12 protein-coding genes are annotated in these 16,181 nt (G+C 58.2%); all 12 read left to right on the forward strand.

All coding sequences use genetic code 11. The features are described from left to right. Positions 1-50: 50 nt before the first annotated feature. The 12 genes from ACTQY1_RS06260 (at position 51) to ACTQY1_RS06315 (ending at position 16,160) form a co-directional block, all read left to right on the forward strand. On the forward strand, positions 51-914 hold the full coding sequence (locus ACTQY1_RS06260) for a methylenetetrahydrofolate reductase (protein ID WP_022487707.1): 864 nt from the start codon (positions 51-53) through the stop codon (positions 912-914). A gap of 13 nt (positions 915-927) precedes the next feature. After that, the gene (locus ACTQY1_RS06265) at positions 928-1,629 is read left to right on the forward strand and encodes a vitamin B12 dependent-methionine synthase activation domain-containing protein (protein WP_022487706.1); all 702 of its coding nucleotides are present in this window, start codon (positions 928-930) and stop codon (positions 1,627-1,629) included. Continuing rightward, on the forward strand, positions 1,626-4,046 hold the full coding sequence (locus ACTQY1_RS06270) for a homocysteine S-methyltransferase family protein (RefSeq protein WP_441368914.1): 2,421 nt from the start codon (positions 1,626-1,628) through the stop codon (positions 4,044-4,046). The genes ACTQY1_RS06265 and ACTQY1_RS06270 overlap by 4 nt, the downstream gene beginning before the upstream one ends. A 44-nt stretch (positions 4,047-4,090) precedes the next feature. Beyond that, positions 4,091-4,828, forward strand: a complete 738-nt coding sequence (locus tag ACTQY1_RS06275) for a gamma-glutamyl-gamma-aminobutyrate hydrolase family protein (RefSeq protein ID WP_022487704.1) — start codon at positions 4,091-4,093, stop codon at positions 4,826-4,828. A 1-nt stretch (position 4,829) separates the two neighbouring features. Beyond that, entirely contained in the window at positions 4,830-6,134 is a 1,305-nt protein-coding gene (locus tag ACTQY1_RS06280) for an APC family permease (RefSeq protein WP_022487703.1), read from the forward strand. Between the two features lie 13 nt (positions 6,135-6,147). Further along, positions 6,148-7,260 carry a [FeFe] hydrogenase H-cluster radical SAM maturase HydE gene (gene hydE, locus ACTQY1_RS06285; RefSeq protein ID WP_441368913.1) on the forward strand — a complete coding sequence of 371 codons (1,113 nt, stop codon included), beginning with the start codon at positions 6,148-6,150 and terminating at the stop codon, positions 7,258-7,260. Between the two features lie 148 nt (positions 7,261-7,408). Continuing rightward, complete coding sequence (locus ACTQY1_RS06290; RefSeq protein WP_022487701.1) at positions 7,409-8,524, forward strand: 5-methyltetrahydropteroyltriglutamate--homocysteine S-methyltransferase; 1,116 nt, start codon at positions 7,409-7,411, stop codon at positions 8,522-8,524. Between the two features lie 236 nt (positions 8,525-8,760). Continuing rightward, positions 8,761-10,809 carry a urocanate hydratase gene (locus ACTQY1_RS06295; protein WP_370834549.1) on the forward strand — a complete coding sequence of 683 codons (2,049 nt, stop codon included), beginning with the start codon at positions 8,761-8,763 and terminating at the stop codon, positions 10,807-10,809. Between the two features lie 86 nt (positions 10,810-10,895). Further along, positions 10,896-12,137, forward strand: a complete 1,242-nt coding sequence (gene hutI, locus ACTQY1_RS06300) for an imidazolonepropionase (protein ID WP_022487699.1) — start codon at positions 10,896-10,898, stop codon at positions 12,135-12,137. 174 nt (positions 12,138-12,311) lie between these two features. Next, entirely contained in the window at positions 12,312-15,353 is a 3,042-nt protein-coding gene (locus ACTQY1_RS06305; RefSeq protein WP_288310893.1) for a tetratricopeptide repeat protein, read from the forward strand. Positions 15,354-15,375: 22 nt separating this feature from the next. Next, positions 15,376-15,738, forward strand: coding sequence for a DRTGG domain-containing protein (locus ACTQY1_RS06310; protein ID WP_022487697.1), 363 nt, complete (start codon positions 15,376-15,378; stop codon positions 15,736-15,738). A gap of 5 nt (positions 15,739-15,743) precedes the next feature. Beyond that, positions 15,744-16,160, forward strand: coding sequence for an ATP-binding protein (locus ACTQY1_RS06315; protein ID WP_302574112.1), 417 nt, complete (start codon positions 15,744-15,746; stop codon positions 16,158-16,160). Positions 16,161-16,181 lie beyond the last annotated feature (21 nt).

Below are 16,181 nucleotides of genomic sequence, written 5' to 3' on the forward strand. Positions count from 1 at the left end.
CGTTAAAATGAAACGATATACTTTTGTTTCAGCGTGAGGGGGTACCTTTTTTGAAAATAATAGATCTTTTAAAGAGTCCGAAGGTTTGCGTCTCCTGTGAGCTGTTCCCACCCAAAAAAGGCAGTGAACTGGAACATGCCCAGGAAATCGTCCGGACCATTGCCATCCAGGGGGTGGACTACATGAGCGTTACCTACGGTGCCGGCGGGACTGCCGTAGGCAAAAGCGTGGCCCTGGTGTCTGAAATCGAACGGTGCGGGGTGCCGGCCCTGGCCCATCTCACCTGTGTGGGGGCCGATGAACAGAAAATCGAAGGGGTCCTGGACCAGCTGAAGGCCGCCAATGTCCAGAACGTGCTGGCTCTCCGGGGGGATCTGCCCCAGGGACAGGAACATCCTCTGGGGGACTATGCCCATGCCAGCGACCTGGTGAAAAAGATCAAAAGCTACGGGGATTTCTGCGTAGGCGGGGCCACCTATCCGGAAGGCCATCCGGAAGCAGCCGGCCTGGATGATGACCTGGAACACACCAAGATGAAGGTGGAAGCCGGGTGTGATTTCCTGGTGACCCAGATGTTCTTTGACAACAGCATGTTCTACAATTTCATGTACCGGATGCTGGCCAAGGGAATCAACGTGCCGGTGGTGGCCGGGATCATGCCGGTGACCAACCTGAAGCAGATCGAAAAGATCTTCACCCTCAGCGGTACCCCGGTGCCGGCGCCTCTGCGGGCCATGGCGGAACGGTTCGCAGACCATCCGGCGGCTCTGAAACAGGCGGGGATGGCCTATGCCATCGGCCAGATCGTGGATCTGATCGCCAACGGCTTCACCAACATCCACATCTACACCATGAACAAGCCGGACATCATCGGAGGCATCCGCAGCAACCTGTCGGAAATCATCCGCTGCTGAAAGGGGAACCAGTATGGGAAACCTGCGGATCCAGTTTGATGAAAAAGAAGCCCTCCGGTATTTCGGGGCCCGGCCGGGGGATGAACAGGCGAAAGTGACGGTGGACCGTGCCTTTCTCCAGCTCCGGAACGAAGTCCAGCCCCGGAATGTGATCCAGCAGTGGAGCTGCCGGGTGCTCCAGGGAACGGACCGGGAAAAGGGCCGGGTGATCCTGGAAGAAGGAACGGAATTTGTCAGCTCCGGTCTGGCCCGGCACCTGGAGGGCTGTGACACCCTGCTGCTGTTCGGGGCTACCCTGGGGGCCCGGGTGGATACGGCCCTGCGCCGGATCAGCATCCGGAGCATTGCCGAAGGGGCGGCGGCTCAGGCGGTGGCTGCTTCCCTGATCGAAAGTTACCTGGATCAGCAGGAAGTCCTGTGGAAGCAGGATCTGCCGGATACCTGGCAGTACCGGAGCCGGTTTTCCCCGGGGTACGGGGACTGGGACCTGACGGAACAGCAGAAGATCTTCCGTCTCCTGAACTGTCCCAAGACCATCGGCCTCACCCTGACTGCCGGAGGCATCATGGCACCCACCAAAAGCGTCACCGCCGTCATCGGCATCGACCGGAGCGGGAAAAAACCGGCGGGACCGGAAGCAAGCCGCTGCGGGAAGAAAAGCAAATGTGCTGCCTGCGGCAATGTGGACTGTCCTTTTCGTCAGGAGGAACTATGAATTTTACAGAAGCACTGCATACCAAACGGCTGTTTTTTGACGGAGCCATGGGCACCATGCTCCAGGAAGCCGGCCTGAAGCCGGGAGAACTGCCGGAAACCTGGAACCTGCACCATCCGGAGAAGGTCCGGGCCATCCATCAGGCCTATGTACGGGCTGGGGTGGATATCCTGAAAACCAACACCTTCGGGGCCAACGGCCTGAAGTTCGGTGCCGCCCACGGCCAGCCGGAAGTGGAAGAACTGGTCCGGACCGGGGTGGAAAATGCCCGGGCGGCCTTTGCCGCAGAAGGACGGGAAGGGTTCGTGGCCCTGGACCTGGGCCCTACCGGGAAACTGCTCCAGCCCTTCGGGGACCTGCCCTTTGAGGAAGCGGTCTCTCTGTACGCCGCCCAGGTGAAGGCCGGGGCTGCCGCCGGAGCGGACCTGATCCTCATCGAGACCATGAGCGACAGCTATGAAGCCAAGGCGGCCATCCTGGCGGCCAAGGAGAACTCCGATCTGCCCATTGTGTGCACCTTCACCTTTGATGAAGATGGGAAGCTGCTGAACGGGGCGGATGTGACCACGGCCTTTGTCATGGCGGAAGCCCTGGGAGCCGCGGCTGTGGGCTTCAACTGCGGCCAGGGACCTGACACTCTGGTGAAGCTGGTGTCCCGGGCCCTTAAGGCGGTGGACATCCCTCTGGTGGCCAACCCCAATGCGGGGCTGCCGGTCCAGAAGGACGGAAAGACCGTGTTCCACATCGATGCGGCCGGGTACGCACCGCTCATGGTGCCTTTTGCAGAAGCGGGGGTTTCCGTGCTGGGGGGCTGCTGCGGCACCACCCCGGACCACATTGCCCGGCTCATTGCGGCCTGCCGGGACATTCCCCTGCCGGCTCCCCGTTCCGGAGCTCCCTGTGCCATTGCCGGCTACGGCACGGCGGTGGATTTTGAAGGGATGCCGGTGATCATCGGAGAACGGATCAATCCCACGGGAAAACCCCGGCTGAAAGAGGCTCTGAAGGCCCAGAACATGGACTATGTGTGCCAACTGGCCCTGGAACAGCTGGACAAGGGAGCCCAGGTGCTGGATGTGAACGTGGGGGTGCCGGGGGTGGATGAACCGGCTCTCATCGAAAAGGTGATCCTCACCCTCCAGTCCATTACCTCTGTTCCCCTCCAGATCGACACCTCCAACATCGAAGCCATGGAACGGGGGCTCCGGGTGTACAACGGCCGTCCTCTGCTGAACTCCGTCAACGGCAAGGCGGAAAACATGGAGAAGGTCCTGCCTCTGGCCAAAAAATACGGGGCGGCTCTGGTGGGCCTGTGCCTGGATGAGGGAGGCATTGCGGACAGCCCGGAAGGCCGTCTGAAAGTGGCGGACAAAGTAATCACGGAAGCCGGGAAATACGGGATCCCTGCCAAGGATATGGTGATGGATCCTCTGGCCATGACCATCAGTACCGGAGGACAGAACGCCCAGATCGACCTGGAGGTGATCCGGCAGCTGAAGGCCCGGCACATCAAGACGGTCATGGGGGTGTCCAACATTTCCTTCGGGCTTCCCAGCCGGGATGCGGTGAACAGCGCCTTCTTCGCCCTGGCCATGGAAGCGGGGCTGTCCGCCGGGATCATCAATCCCAACAGCGGCGCCATGATGGGCGCCTACATTGCCTACGGGGCCCTCAGCGGCAAGGATGAAGGCTGCAAGAAGTATGTGGAATACTTTGCCGACGCCCCTCAGATGGTGGCCGTGGCCAAATCCCAGGGCAGCGGCAAACCGGCGGCCAAAGGGGCCCAGAAGGAATATCCCCTGGAAGAAGCCATTGTGAAAGGGCTCATCAGCCAGGTGGAAAACGGGGTCCGGAAACAGTTGGCAGAAGGCAAACCCGCCCTGGACATCATCAATGAATCCATGATCCCTGGCCTTAACATCGTAGGGGATCTGTTCGAAAAGAAAAAGCTGTTCCTGCCCCAGCTGCTGGTCAGTGCCGATGCGGCCAAGGCCGGGTTCGAGATCCTGAAGCAGTCCATTGCCACCGGAGCCAGCACGGAAAAAGGAGAACCCATTGTGGTCTGCACGGTGAAGGGGGATATCCACGACATCGGCAAAAACATCGTGAAGGTGCTCCTGGAAAACTACGGTTATCAGGTCATCGACCTGGGGAAGGATGTGCCGCCGGAAGAAGTGGTGAAAGCCGCCCGGGACCATAATGCCAGACTAGTGGGGCTCAGTGCCCTGATGACCACTACCGTGGGAGCCATGGAAGAGACCATCCGCCAGATCCGCCGGACCCTGCCGGAGTGCCGGGTGATGGTGGGAGGTGCCGTAATGACCGAGGAATACGCCCGGACCATCGGCGCGGATTTCTACGGGGCCAATGCAGTGGCCAGCGTCAGCTATGCCAACCAGCTGTTCCATAAACAATAAACAACAGTAAAAAACAAAACAACTACAGAAAGAAGAGATGCAGCATGACAAGACCTTTGATCGGTGTTTCCGGAAGCCATATGGTGGATGACCACGGCGTTTTTGCCGGGTACCACCGCTCCTATGTGAATGATGACTACATCCGTTCGGTGAACGAAGCCGGCGGGGTGGCTATCCTGGTGCCCTTTACGGAAGATGAGGAAGCCGCCCGGGAAATCATGAGCCGGGTGGACGGGCTGGTGCTCAGCGGCGGCCACGATGTGTATCCCCTCCTGTACGGAGAGGAACCCTGCCGGCAGATCGGTCCGGTGTGGCCGGCCCGGGACAAATTCGACCTGCTGCTCCTTAGGGAAGCGGAAAAGCGGGGGATCCCGGTAATGGGCATCTGCCGGGGCTGCCAGATCATCAACGTGAGCCACGGGGGGACCCTGTATCAGGACCTGTCCCTGGACAAGAACTCCTTTGTGAAGCATTCCCAGAACCAGGATCCGGCCACTCCCACCCATACGGTGGAAATCCAGGCCGGCAGCCGGGCTGCCAAAATCCTGGGCCGGACGGAATGGGTCACCAATACCCACCATCACCAGACAGTGCACCAGGTGGGCCGGGGCCTTGCCGTCACCGGACGGGCCAAGGACGGCACTGTGGAGATCATGGAAGGGACCGGTGAGGGCTATCTTATGGCTTATCAGTTCCATCCGGAAATGATGTCCATCAACAATGCCCAGGCCAAAGCCATTTTCGCTGATTTCATCGCAGCCGCCAAAGGAGGACACGCATAACATGACAGAGAAAAAAGAGAAATTCGGACTGTTCAGCATTGTGCTGCTGGGCATCAACGCCATTATCGGTACCGGGATCTTCCTTTTGCCCAACCGGGCCTATGCCCTGATGGGGCCGGCCTCCCTGGGGATCCTGCTGTTCGACGCCTTCCTGGCCGGGGCCCTGGCTCTGTGTTTTGCCGAAGCCGCCGGGTTCTTTTCCCGGAACGGGGGACCCTATCTGTACGCCAAGGCGGCCTTCGGAGATTTCTGGGGTTATGAGATCGGAGTGCTGAAACTGGTGGTGACCATCATCGCCTGGGCCGCCATGGCCGTAGGATTCGCCACCGCCCTGGGAGCCGCTTTCCCGGCTCTTTCCGGGGACGGGGCCAAGGACATCATTGCAGCCGTGCTGATCGGGGGCCTCAGCGCCCTGAACATTGCAGGGGTCAAGGCTTCCAAATATCTGAACAACATCCTGACAGTATCCAAACTGGTGCCCCTGGTGCTGTTCATCGCCCTGGGGATCTTCTTCCTCAACGGCAGCAATTTCACCCCCTTTGTACCGGCCCATCTGGAAGACGGGGCTTTTGCCAACGCCGCCATTACCATGTTCTTTGCCTTTACGGGCTTTGAAGCCATTGCAGTGGGAGCGGAAGACTACAAGGACCCCAAGAAGAACCTGCCCCGGGGCATCATCCTGACCATGGTGCTGGTGACGGTGATCTACATGCTGGTGGTGGCCATTTCCATCGGCATCCTGGGGCCGGACCTGGCTGCGGACAAGGCACCCATCCAGACCGCTTTCGGACGGGTGGTGGGTCCGGTGGGATCCTACATCATCCTGGTGGGCACCCTGTTCTCCATGGGAGGCATCAATATGGCGGAAGCCTTCATTGCCCCCCGGGCCTGCACCTCTTTGTCGGAAGACGGGATGCTGCCGGAAGTGCTGGCCAAACGGACGCCCTGGGGGACTCCTTATGTGGCCAGTATCGTCATTGCGGTGCTGAGCATTGCTCTGGCCTGGAGCGGCAGCTTCACCACCCTGGCGGCCATCAGCGCCGTATCCCGGTTCACCCAGTACCTGCCCACCTGTCTGGCGGTGATCGTGTTCCGGAAGAAATGGGCGGACCGTCCCCGGACCTACAAGATCCCCGGAGGCATCACCATTCCCGTGATTGCTATCCTTACCAGCCTGTGGATGCTGTCCAATGCCAAGACCATGCAGCTGATCTGGGGTCTGGGGGGCTGTCTGGTGATCCTGCCCTACTATTTCGTGTATGCCAGCAAAAAGAAGCGGGGCCTGATCAAAGAGAAGGAAGAGTAAAGAAAGGAATTGTATGGATCTCCAAACACTGCTGCACAAAGACAACCTGGATCGGGCAGACCTGATTGCCCTGCTGGGCCTTACCGACCCGGAAGACCGGAAGGCCCTCTACGACGCCGCCTATACGGTGAAAAGCGCTTCCGTGGGCCGGGTGGCCTATTACCGGGGCCTTCTGGAATTTTCCAACCGGTGCATCAAAAACTGCCTCTACTGCGGTATCCGCCGGGACAATGAGGAAGTGGAACGGTTCGACACCTCCCGGGAGGACATCCTGGCCATGGCCCGGTGGGCTCTGGACAACCAGTACGGGTCCTTGACCCTCCAGTCCGGTGAACGGCAGGATGAGGAATTCATCGCTTATGTGGAAAGCCTGATCCGGGACATCAAGAAGCTGGGGGACGGGAAACTGGGGCTTACCCTGTGCCTGGGGGAACAGACGGAAGATACCTACCGGCGCTGGAAGGAAGCGGGGGCCCACCGGTATCTGCTGCGGATCGAAACCAGCAATCCGGCTCTGTATGCCACCCTCCATCCTCAGGACGGGCACCATGAATGGACGGTGCGGAAGCACTGTCTGGACATCCTCCGGGACCTGGGCTACCAGGTGGGCACCGGAGTGATGATCGGCCTGCCCGGCCAGACCCTGGAAGACCTGGCGGACGACATCCTGTTCTACCGGGACATGGACATCGACATGATCGGCATGGGGCCCTATGTGGTCCACCACAACACTCCTTTGGGGAAACAGGTGGTGGCCGCCGGGGAAAACACCCCGGAAGCCCAGCAGCACCGGTTCATCCTGGGACTGAACATGATCGCCGTGACCCGGCTGTTCCTGAAAGACGTGAACATAGCAGCCACCACCGCCCTCCAGGCCCTGAACCCCCTGGGACGGGAACTGGGGCTCAAGGCCGGGGCCAACATCCTGATGCCCATTGTGACCCTGCCCAAATTCCGTCCCGACTACCTGCTCTATGACAACAAACCCTGTGTGGAAGACAGCCCGGACCAGTGCCGGAACTGCCTGTCCGCCCGGGTGGCGTCAGTGGGAGACACGGTGGGATTCGGGAAGTGGGGAGATTCCCCCCATTATTTCCGGGAGCACGGGAATGGAGCCAAAGAATAGCGGGAGCAAAAGCTTCCGCTATTCTTTTTATCTATACCAACCCCAACTTTTTATCCATTATACAAACGCCTCTCCATCCGCTACAATAAGACCCATGAAGAAACAAAACAGAGCAAAATGCTCGGAATAAAGAGAGGGGTTTTTAATCATGACTTTGCGTGCACCATTCCGTTTTGATATTGTTGGGAGTTTCCTGCGGCCGGACCGGCTGAAAGAGGCCCGGGCCCGGTTTGCCCGGGGGGAGATCGCCGCCCTGGACCTGAAGCAGGTGGAGGACGAGGAAATCGCCAAACTCATTGAAAAGCAGAAGGCCGCCGGGCTCCATGCCATTACTGACGGGGAATTCCGGCGGAGCTACTGGCACCTGGACTTTTTCTGGGGCTTCCAGGGCATCACCCATATCGAGCTGGAACAGGGCTACCTGTTCCACGGAGAAGAGACCGCCCGGGGCACTGCCATCGTCACCGGAAAAATCAGCGGGAAGGACCATCCCTTTGTGGACCATTTCAGATATGTGAAAGGGTTCGAGGACGAAAACACCCTGGCCCGGCAGACCCTGCCTGCTCCGGCTCAGCTGCTGGCGGAGCTGTACCGGGGAGACAACGGGAAAATCACTGACGCGGTATACCCGGACCGGGAAGAACTGCTCCAGGACATTGCCGCCGCCTACCGGCAGGTGTTCCGGGATCTGTATGGAGCCGGCTGCCGGAACATCCAGCTGGATGACTGCACCTGGGGCATGTTCTGTGATACGGAATACTGGAACAAACGGCAGAAGGGAGCGGTTTCTCTGAAACAGGTGGCGGAGGAGTACCTGCGGCTGAACAACCTGGCCCTGGAAGGCCGGCCTGATGACCTGGTGATCAACACCCATGTGTGCCGGGGAAACTACCATTCCACCTGGGCAGCCCGGGGCGGCTACGGTCCCATTGCTCCCCTGCTGTTCGGGAAGGAAAAAGTGGATGCCTTCTACCTGGAATTCGACGATGAACGGTCCGGGAACTTCGAACCCCTGAAGGAAGTGGCCCCCGGGAAAAAGGTGGTGCTGGGACTCATCACCACCAAGCGTCCGGAACTGGAAGACCGGGCCCAGGTGATCGCCCGGATCCGCGAAGCCGTCCAATATGTGCCCCTGGAAAACCTCTGCCTCAGCCCCCAGTGCGGTTTCGCTTCCTGCGAAATCGGCAACAAGCTGACCGAAGAACAGCAGTGGGCCAAACTGGCCCTGGTCCGCTCCATCGCCCAGGAAGTGTGGGGGGAATAACCTCTTTGGCCGCGGCCCGCGACCGGGGGTGTGAATTTTTCACACCCCCTTTTTTGATTCTCTTTTGACGGAATTCCGTGAAAACGTCTAAAAACTTCTGGTGAAAAAACTGAAATTTATTTGTTATGGACGCTTCCTTTCGACGTTTTTCAGATGAATCTTCTTTACAATGGAGCCATGAAGTCGAGAAATCAGATTCCTGCACGAAGCATGACGCAAAGGAGTGGTATTACATGATGAAGAATGAAGAAATCGGAAAAGCCATGACCATTAAACTGGAATTCCCCAACGGGCTGCCCAAACCCAAACCTTTCCAGGAAGGCATCCGTCGGGCTCCGGACCGTGGCTTCCGTCTGACTCCGGCACAGACTGAAATTGCTCTGAAAAATGCCCTGCGTTATATCCCGGAAGAATATCATGAAGAACTGATCCCGGAATTCCTGGAAGAACTGACCACCCGGGGCCGGATCTACGGCTACCGTTTCCGTCCGGAAGGCCGGATCTACGGGAAACCCATTGATGAATACAAAGGCAAATGCACCGAAGGCAAGGCCTTCCAGGTGATGATCGACAACAACCTGGACTTTGAAGTGGCTCTGTATCCTTACGAACTGGTCACCTACGGGGAAACCGGCAGCGTGTGCCATGACTGGATGCAGTACCTGCTGATCAAACGGTATCTGGAAGAAATCACTCCGGACCAGACCCTGGTCATGGAATCCGGCCATCCTCTGGGCCTGTTCCATTCCAAACCGGAAGCTCCCCGGGTAATCATCACCAACGGTCTGATGATCGGGGAATACGACAACCAGCATGACTGGGAAATCGCCGAAGAAATGGGCGTGGCCAACTATGGGCAGATGACCGCCGGCGGCTGGATGTACATCGGGCCCCAGGGCATCGTCCATGGTACCTTCAACACCATCCTGAACGCCGGCCGCATGAAACTGGGGATCCCGGAAGACGGGGACTTGGGCGGCAAGCTGTTCGTCACCTCCGGCCTGGGCGGCATGAGCGGTGCCCAGGGCAAAGCGGCGGAAATCGCCAACTGCACCGCCATTGTGGCGGAAGTGGATGCTTCCCGGATCAAGACCCGCCTGGATCAGGGCTGGATCTCCGGAGTTTCCGATTCCCTGCCGGAAGTCATTGCCATGGCCCAGAAATCCATGGCGGAAAAGAAGGGCAAATCCTTCGCATACCACGGCAACATCGTTGACCTGCTGGAATACATTGTGGACCACAACATCCATGTGGACCTGGTTTCCGACCAGACTTCCTGCCACAACGCCTACAACGGCGGCTACTGCCCTCAGGGCCTGACCTTTGAGGAACGGACCAAGATGCTGGCAGAAGATCCGGCCAAGTTCCGGGAACTGGTGGACAAGACCCTCCATGCCCACTTCGAAGCCCTGAAGAAGATCACCGCCCGGGGCGTGTACTTCTTCGACTACGGCAACTCCTTCATGAAAGCCGTGTTTGATTCCGGGGTAAAGGAAATCTCCAAGAACGGTGTGGACGACAAAGACGGGTTCATCTGGCCCTCCTACGTGGAAGACATCATGGGACCCCAGCTGTTCGACTACGGCTACGGACCCTTCCGCTGGGTATGCCTGTCCGGCAAACCGGAAGACCTGCACAAGACCGATATGGCGGCCATGAGCTGCATCGACGTGAACCGCCGGTACCAGGATCGGGACAACTACAACTGGATCCGGGATGCAGAAAAGAACAAACTGGTGGTGGGCACCCAGGCCCGTATCCTGTACCAGGATGAAGTAGGCCGTGTGAACATCGCCCTGAAATTCAACGAACTGGTCCGGAACGGGGAAATCGGGCCTGTCATGATGGGCCGTGACCATCACGACGTATCCGGTACGGACTCTCCCTTCCGGGAAACCTCCAACATCAAGGACGGCTCCAATGTAATGGCTGACATGGCAGTCCAGTGCTTCGCCGGGAACGCAGCCAGAGGCATGAGCCTGTGCGCCCTCCACAACGGCGGCGGCGTGGGCATCGGCAAAGCCATCAACGGCGGCTTCGGTCTGGTGCTGGATGGCAGCCACCGGGTGGATGAAATCATCCGCAGCTCCCTGAGCTGGGATGTAATCAGCGGTGTGGCCCGCCGGTCCTGGGCACGGAACGAACACGCCATGGAAACGGCTGTGGAATTCAACAAGACCCGTCACGGCATCGGGCAGATCACCCTGCCGTACCTGACCGACGAAAAACAGATCAAAGACGCAGTGGCCAAGGTTTATCCCAAAGCCCATGTGATCAAAGACTGATCCACAGGAACCATACAGAATCAAAGGGCTGCTGCACGGATACCGTGCAGCAACCCTTTTGTGGCAGAACTGAAGGAGGAAAGGCAATGATTGACAGACTGCTGATCAAACATGCGGCCCAGATTGTGACCCCGGAAGGGAATACCGCCCGTCATGGCCGGGAAATGAAACAGCTGAAGATCTACGAGAACCAGTCCATCCTGATTGAAAACGGGAAGATCCGCAGCATCGGGAACCAGCCGGACTGGGAGAAACTGGTGCCGGCGGACAAACAGATCGACGCCACCGGCAAGGCGGTGCTCCCCGGGTTCGTGGATTCCCACACCCACCTGGTGTTCGGGGGCTACCGGCCCGATGAATTCCTCTGGCGGATGGGCGGCATGAGCTATATGGAAATCATGGAACGGGGCGGGGGCATCCTGAACACCATGAAGGCCACCCGGGAAGCCAGCCGGGAAGAGCTGGTGGACCACAGCATGGACTTTTTGAAGAAGATGCTGGCCATGGGGGTCACCACCGTGGAAGCCAAAAGCGGCTACGGCCAGGATCATGATACGGAAATCAAACAGATGGAAGTGGTCCGGGACCTGAACGAAAAGCAGCCCATCGAGCTGGTGTCCACCTTCCTGGGGGCCCATGCGGTGCCGCCGGAATACAAGGACCGGGGGGATGACTTCATCGAATTCCTCCTGAAGGATGTAATGCCGGAAGTGGCGGAAAAACACCTGGCGGAATTCTGCGACGTGTTCTGCGAAAAAGGGGTGTTCTCCATTGAACAGAGCCGGCACCTGCTGACGGAAGCCCGGAAGATGGGCTTCAAGCTGAAAATCCATGCAGATGAGATCGTCAGCCTGGGCGGGGCGGAACTGGCCGGGGAACTCCACGCCACCAGTGCGGACCATCTGCTCCATGCTTCCGATGCAGGGATCCGGGCCATGGCGGACAACGGGGTGGTGTCCACCCTGCTGCCCACCACCGCCTTCTGTCTGAAAGAACCCTTTGCCCGGGCCCGGGAAATGATCGACGCCGGCTGCGCCGTAGCCCTGGCCACGGATTTCAACCCGGGAAGCGGCTTCACCTTCTCGGTGCCCCTCATGATCGGCCTGGCGGTGATCTACATGAAGATGAGTGCGGAAGAAGCCATCACCGCCCTGACCCTGAACGGGGCCGCGGCCCTGGACCGGGCGGACCGGATCGGTTCCCTGGAGCCGGGGAAACAGGCGGACCTGGTGATCCTCCAGTATCCGTCCTACAAATTCCTTCCCTACCATACAGGGGTCAACATTGTGGAAACCGTCATCAAAAAAGGAAAAGTGGTGGTCCGGTAAGCCTGCCGGCTGCCCTGGCTCAACAGAAGAGGGTGCTGCACATTGGGTGCAGCACCCCCTTCTTTTCTTTCTTTTCCGTTTATATTATAATAGTACTGATTACTATGACAATTTGAGGGGCCTTACGGGAGTTGGTAATTTTTACATAAAATTTCTCTGATGAGGTGTGGAAACATGACGAGTCTGATCCAAGCGCGGTTTTTAGGCGCTCCTGTTATCCAGAAAGACGGGAAGGAAATCTTCTTTCCCTATAATAAAGTCAATGCACTGGTATACTACCTGCTGGTGAAGGGCACGGTGATGCGGGATGAACTGAGCGGTGTGCTGTGGGCGGACAAGCCCGATGCCATTGCCCGGAAAAATCTCCGGAATGCCATTTACGAAACCAAGAAGATCCTGGGACCGGATGTGTTCATTTCGCCCCGGAAAGCCATTATCAAGGTGAATCCGGAAATCCGGGTCCAGGTGGATGTGAAGGAATTCGAGGTGGATCCGGGCCGGAACTTGGAACTGTATCAGGGTGCCTTCCTCCAGGGGTTCTTCATCAAGGATGCGGCAGAGTACGAAAACTGGTATCTGACGGAACGGGACCGTCTGGAAGGACTGTACATGGATGCCCTGCTCCAGAAACTGAAGGAAGCGGTGGCTGTCCGGAATCAGGCCAAGGTGACCCGGTACGGCCGGATGCTCATTGCCCATGATCCCTACGATGAATCCATCTATACCCTGCTGCTCCGGACGTATTGTGAGCAGGGAAACATGAAGCAGGCTACGGAACTGTATGAGGAAATGAAGAAGCTGTTCCGGGAAGAGCTCCAGAGCAATGTGCCTCCGGAAATCGAAGAGCTGATGAAACGGACCCTCCATGAGGAAAAGCAGGAGAAAAAAGAGCAGGGGATCCTGAAACCCCGGCCCAAAGGCAGCCTGACCGGACGGGAACGGGAACTCCAGCTGGTGAACAGGATGCTGGAAGAGTTCCTCCAGGGCAGGAACAGCGATACCCTGCTGATCCGGGGAGAAGCCGGCTGCGGCAAGACCATCCTGAAGGATGCCCTGGTGGAGGAACTGCCTCCGGAAGTGACGGTGATCCAGACCAACTGCTTCAAACCGGAACAGAACATCCTGCTCCGGCCCTGGACCGGAATCGTGGAGGGGCTGGGGAACCTGATCCGCCGGGAAAAGATCCCGGTGCCCAACATGGATCCCTCCCGGCTGTATGAACTGTTCCCCCAGATGGACATGAGCGGGGACCGGGAAGCGGGACTGGCGGAAATCAAGGATCTGCTGAAATTCGACGCCATTTTCCACACCCTCTACACGGTGATGGAAAATGTGGGGGAAAGCCGGCAGCTGCTGTTTATCTTTGAGGACATCCAGTGGATGGATCCTCTCAGCCTGTCTTTGTTGAGCAGTCTGATCCTCCACAAGAAATCCTCCCGGTTCATGTTCCTGCTGACCGCCCAGCCTTCCCAGGACAAGAACTATCAGAAATTCGAGACCTCCGTCTCCATGTACCACAAGCTCCGGCTGTTGGAACTGGCCCCCCTGGACAGGGAGACCGTCCGGCTCTTTGCCCTGGACATGGAACTGCCGGTGCCGGTGGATGACCATCTGGTGGACCGGCTGCTGGAAGAATCGGAAGGGAACCTGTTCCTGCTCCGGGAATGCCTGAAGGCCCTCAAGACCACCGGCAGTCTGGAAAACCTGACGGAAAACATGCGGAATATTTTCAAATCCAACTGTTTCGCTCTTACCGATGACCAGCGGAAGATCCTGGACTTCATTTCCCTGTTCTACGACGGGGCGCCTCTGGCCATGATCTCGGAATACATGCATATGAACAGCCTCCAGGCCCTGGAAAACCTGGAGGTGCTCCGGAACAACAACTTCATCCGGCCGGTGCCCCAGCAGCCGGAAGTGATCTATGAAATTGTCCAGCAGAAGCTGAAAGAATACATCCACCAGCAGATCTCCCTGGAAAAACAGAAGATCCTCCACAGCTACATCGCCGGACTCTGGGAAAAGCGGCTTACCCATTCCCCCCAGGACATCCGGCTGTACCACCATCTGGAATACCATTACCAGGAGGCCGGAGAACTGGTGAACATGGGCCGGTACAAACTGAAGATCCTTATGTATTATCTGAACTTCAGCAATGAACTGTTCCCTGTGCTCAGCAGTGCGGATATTATGCCCGACGATGACAAGAGCCGGTACATCGAGTCCAATCTGGGCAAATTCCTGGCGGAAGTGGACGAGATGATGCACACCATCAAGCGGACCTGCGGGGAGACTCCGGAAGTCCGGGACCTGGAAATGAACTACCTGCACCTGATGGGCCGGCACTACATCCGGGTGGGAGAATACGAAAAAGGGGTCCGGAACATTCTGAGCCTGATCGAACAGGCGGCAGAAGTCCACAACCGGGACTACATGCTCATGGGCTATAAGCAGATGATCTACTACGATATCCAGATCGGCAACACGGAAGAAATGAAGAACTATCTGGAAGTGGCCCTGAACCTGGCGGACGAATGCAACTACCACAAGGAAATGGGGATCCTGCTCCGGCTCAAGGGCCTCAACATGATCATGCAGGGGAATTTCCCGGAAGCAGAACGGCTGCTGAAGGAATCCATCTCCACCTTCATGGTGACCCAGAATGTCCAGCGGCGCTATGCCCTGAACATTGCCGGAGCCTACAACTACCTGGGGGAGATCCGTCGGGGAGAGGGAAAGTTCCAGGAGGCCCTGGACTGCTACGACAAGGCCCTGGACTATGCCAGGGATCAGGAAGCCTACAGTTCCTGGGTGGTCTTTTCCTGCAATGCAGGGGTCACCTGTTACAATATGGGGCAGTTCGACCGGGCCAAAAAGTATTTTCTCCAGGCCTATGAACTGTTCCCCCGGTATGTGTTCTACTGGCGTCATCCCATAGTGGAATCCTACCTGGCCCTTTTGTCCATGCGGGAAGGAAAGGAAAAGGAGGCGGTCCGGTTCCTGGATGATGCTCTCCACAAACTGGGGAACATGAACAATCCCCGGGAGGCAGGCTATGTATACATGGCCATCGCCCTTTTGAAGAAGGACCATCCGGACAGCGGGATCGCCCGCCATTACGAAGGGAGCCTGGGGTCCTATGCCACCCGGGCCCTCCAGGTGCTGGATCCCTACCGGGACACCTGGGAACGGAAGCAGATGGAAGCGTTGTTTTGAGAAATCAAAGGAGGAATGAACCATGGTAACGTTGAAGAAAGTGGCGGAAGTCCTGGAAGCCCAGGTGGTTTCCGGACAGGAAGGGATGGACCGGACGGTGAACCAGGCCTGCGGCAGCGACATGATGAGCGATGTGCTGGCCTATGCCAAGGAAGATTTTGTACTGCTCACCGGGCTCCTGAACATCCAGGTGGTCCGGACGGCGGACGTGAGCGATGCAGCGGCTCTGATCTTTGTCCGGGACAAGCATCCGGAACAGGATGTGCTGCTGGCGGCCCGGAGCAAGGGGATCCCGGTGCTCTACACCCGGTGCACCATGTTCGAGGCCTGCGGCCGGCTGTATGAGCTGGGGCTCCGGGGCTGCTCCGGCAAGGACCGGAAATAGCCGTCATGGAGGAAAAATACACGGTGATCCCCAATGACTTTGAACGGGCCGGGGCGGCTTCCACATCCCTGAAAGGAATGCTCAAGCAGCTGGGACTGGCTCCGGAACTGATCCGGCGGATCGCCATCGGAACCTATGAAGGGGAAATGAACTGTCTGATCCATGGGGGCGGGGGAGAGATCCGGGCCGATCTGGATCCGGAAAAGGTCACCATCACCATCGAGGACCATGGCCCCGGGATCCCGGATGTGGAAAAAGCCATGCAGGAAGGCTGGTCCACTGCGTCCGCCAAGATCCGGGCCATGGGGTTCGGGGCCGGCATGGGGCTGCCCAACATGAAGAAAGTTTCCGATGCCATGAAAATCGATACCCAGGTGGGGAAAGGGACCCGGGTGACCCTGGAGTTCCGGCTGGCCCACTGAGTAAGGGGAAGGAAAAGCAGG

The sequence above is a fragment of the Acidaminococcus sp. HCP3S3_G9_1 genome, assembly GCF_052122455.1.
Taxonomy (GTDB): Bacteria; Bacillota; Negativicutes; order Acidaminococcales; family Acidaminococcaceae; genus Acidaminococcus.

Coding starts and splice junctions, on each gene's coding strand:
- ACTQY1_RS06265 (WP_022487706.1), top strand. CDS start 928: ATGGGAAACCTGCGGATCCAGTTTGATGAAAAAGAAGCCCTCCGGTAT.
- ACTQY1_RS06270 (WP_441368914.1), top strand. CDS start 1,626: ATGAATTTTACAGAAGCACTGCATACCAAACGGCTGTTTTTTGACGGA.
- ACTQY1_RS06275 (WP_022487704.1), top strand. CDS start 4,091: ATGACAAGACCTTTGATCGGTGTTTCCGGAAGCCATATGGTGGATGAC.
- ACTQY1_RS06280 (WP_022487703.1), top strand. CDS start 4,830: ATGACAGAGAAAAAAGAGAAATTCGGACTGTTCAGCATTGTGCTGCTG.
- hydE (WP_441368913.1), top strand. CDS start 6,148: ATGGATCTCCAAACACTGCTGCACAAAGACAACCTGGATCGGGCAGAC.
- ACTQY1_RS06290 (WP_022487701.1), top strand. CDS start 7,409: ATGACTTTGCGTGCACCATTCCGTTTTGATATTGTTGGGAGTTTCCTG.
- ACTQY1_RS06295 (WP_370834549.1), top strand. CDS start 8,761: ATGAAGAATGAAGAAATCGGAAAAGCCATGACCATTAAACTGGAATTC.
- hutI (WP_022487699.1), top strand. CDS start 10,896: ATGATTGACAGACTGCTGATCAAACATGCGGCCCAGATTGTGACCCCG.
- ACTQY1_RS06305 (WP_288310893.1), top strand. CDS start 12,312: ATGACGAGTCTGATCCAAGCGCGGTTTTTAGGCGCTCCTGTTATCCAG.
- ACTQY1_RS06310 (WP_022487697.1), top strand. CDS start 15,376: ATGGTAACGTTGAAGAAAGTGGCGGAAGTCCTGGAAGCCCAGGTGGTT.
- ACTQY1_RS06315 (WP_302574112.1), top strand. CDS start 15,744: ATGGAGGAAAAATACACGGTGATCCCCAATGACTTTGAACGGGCCGGG.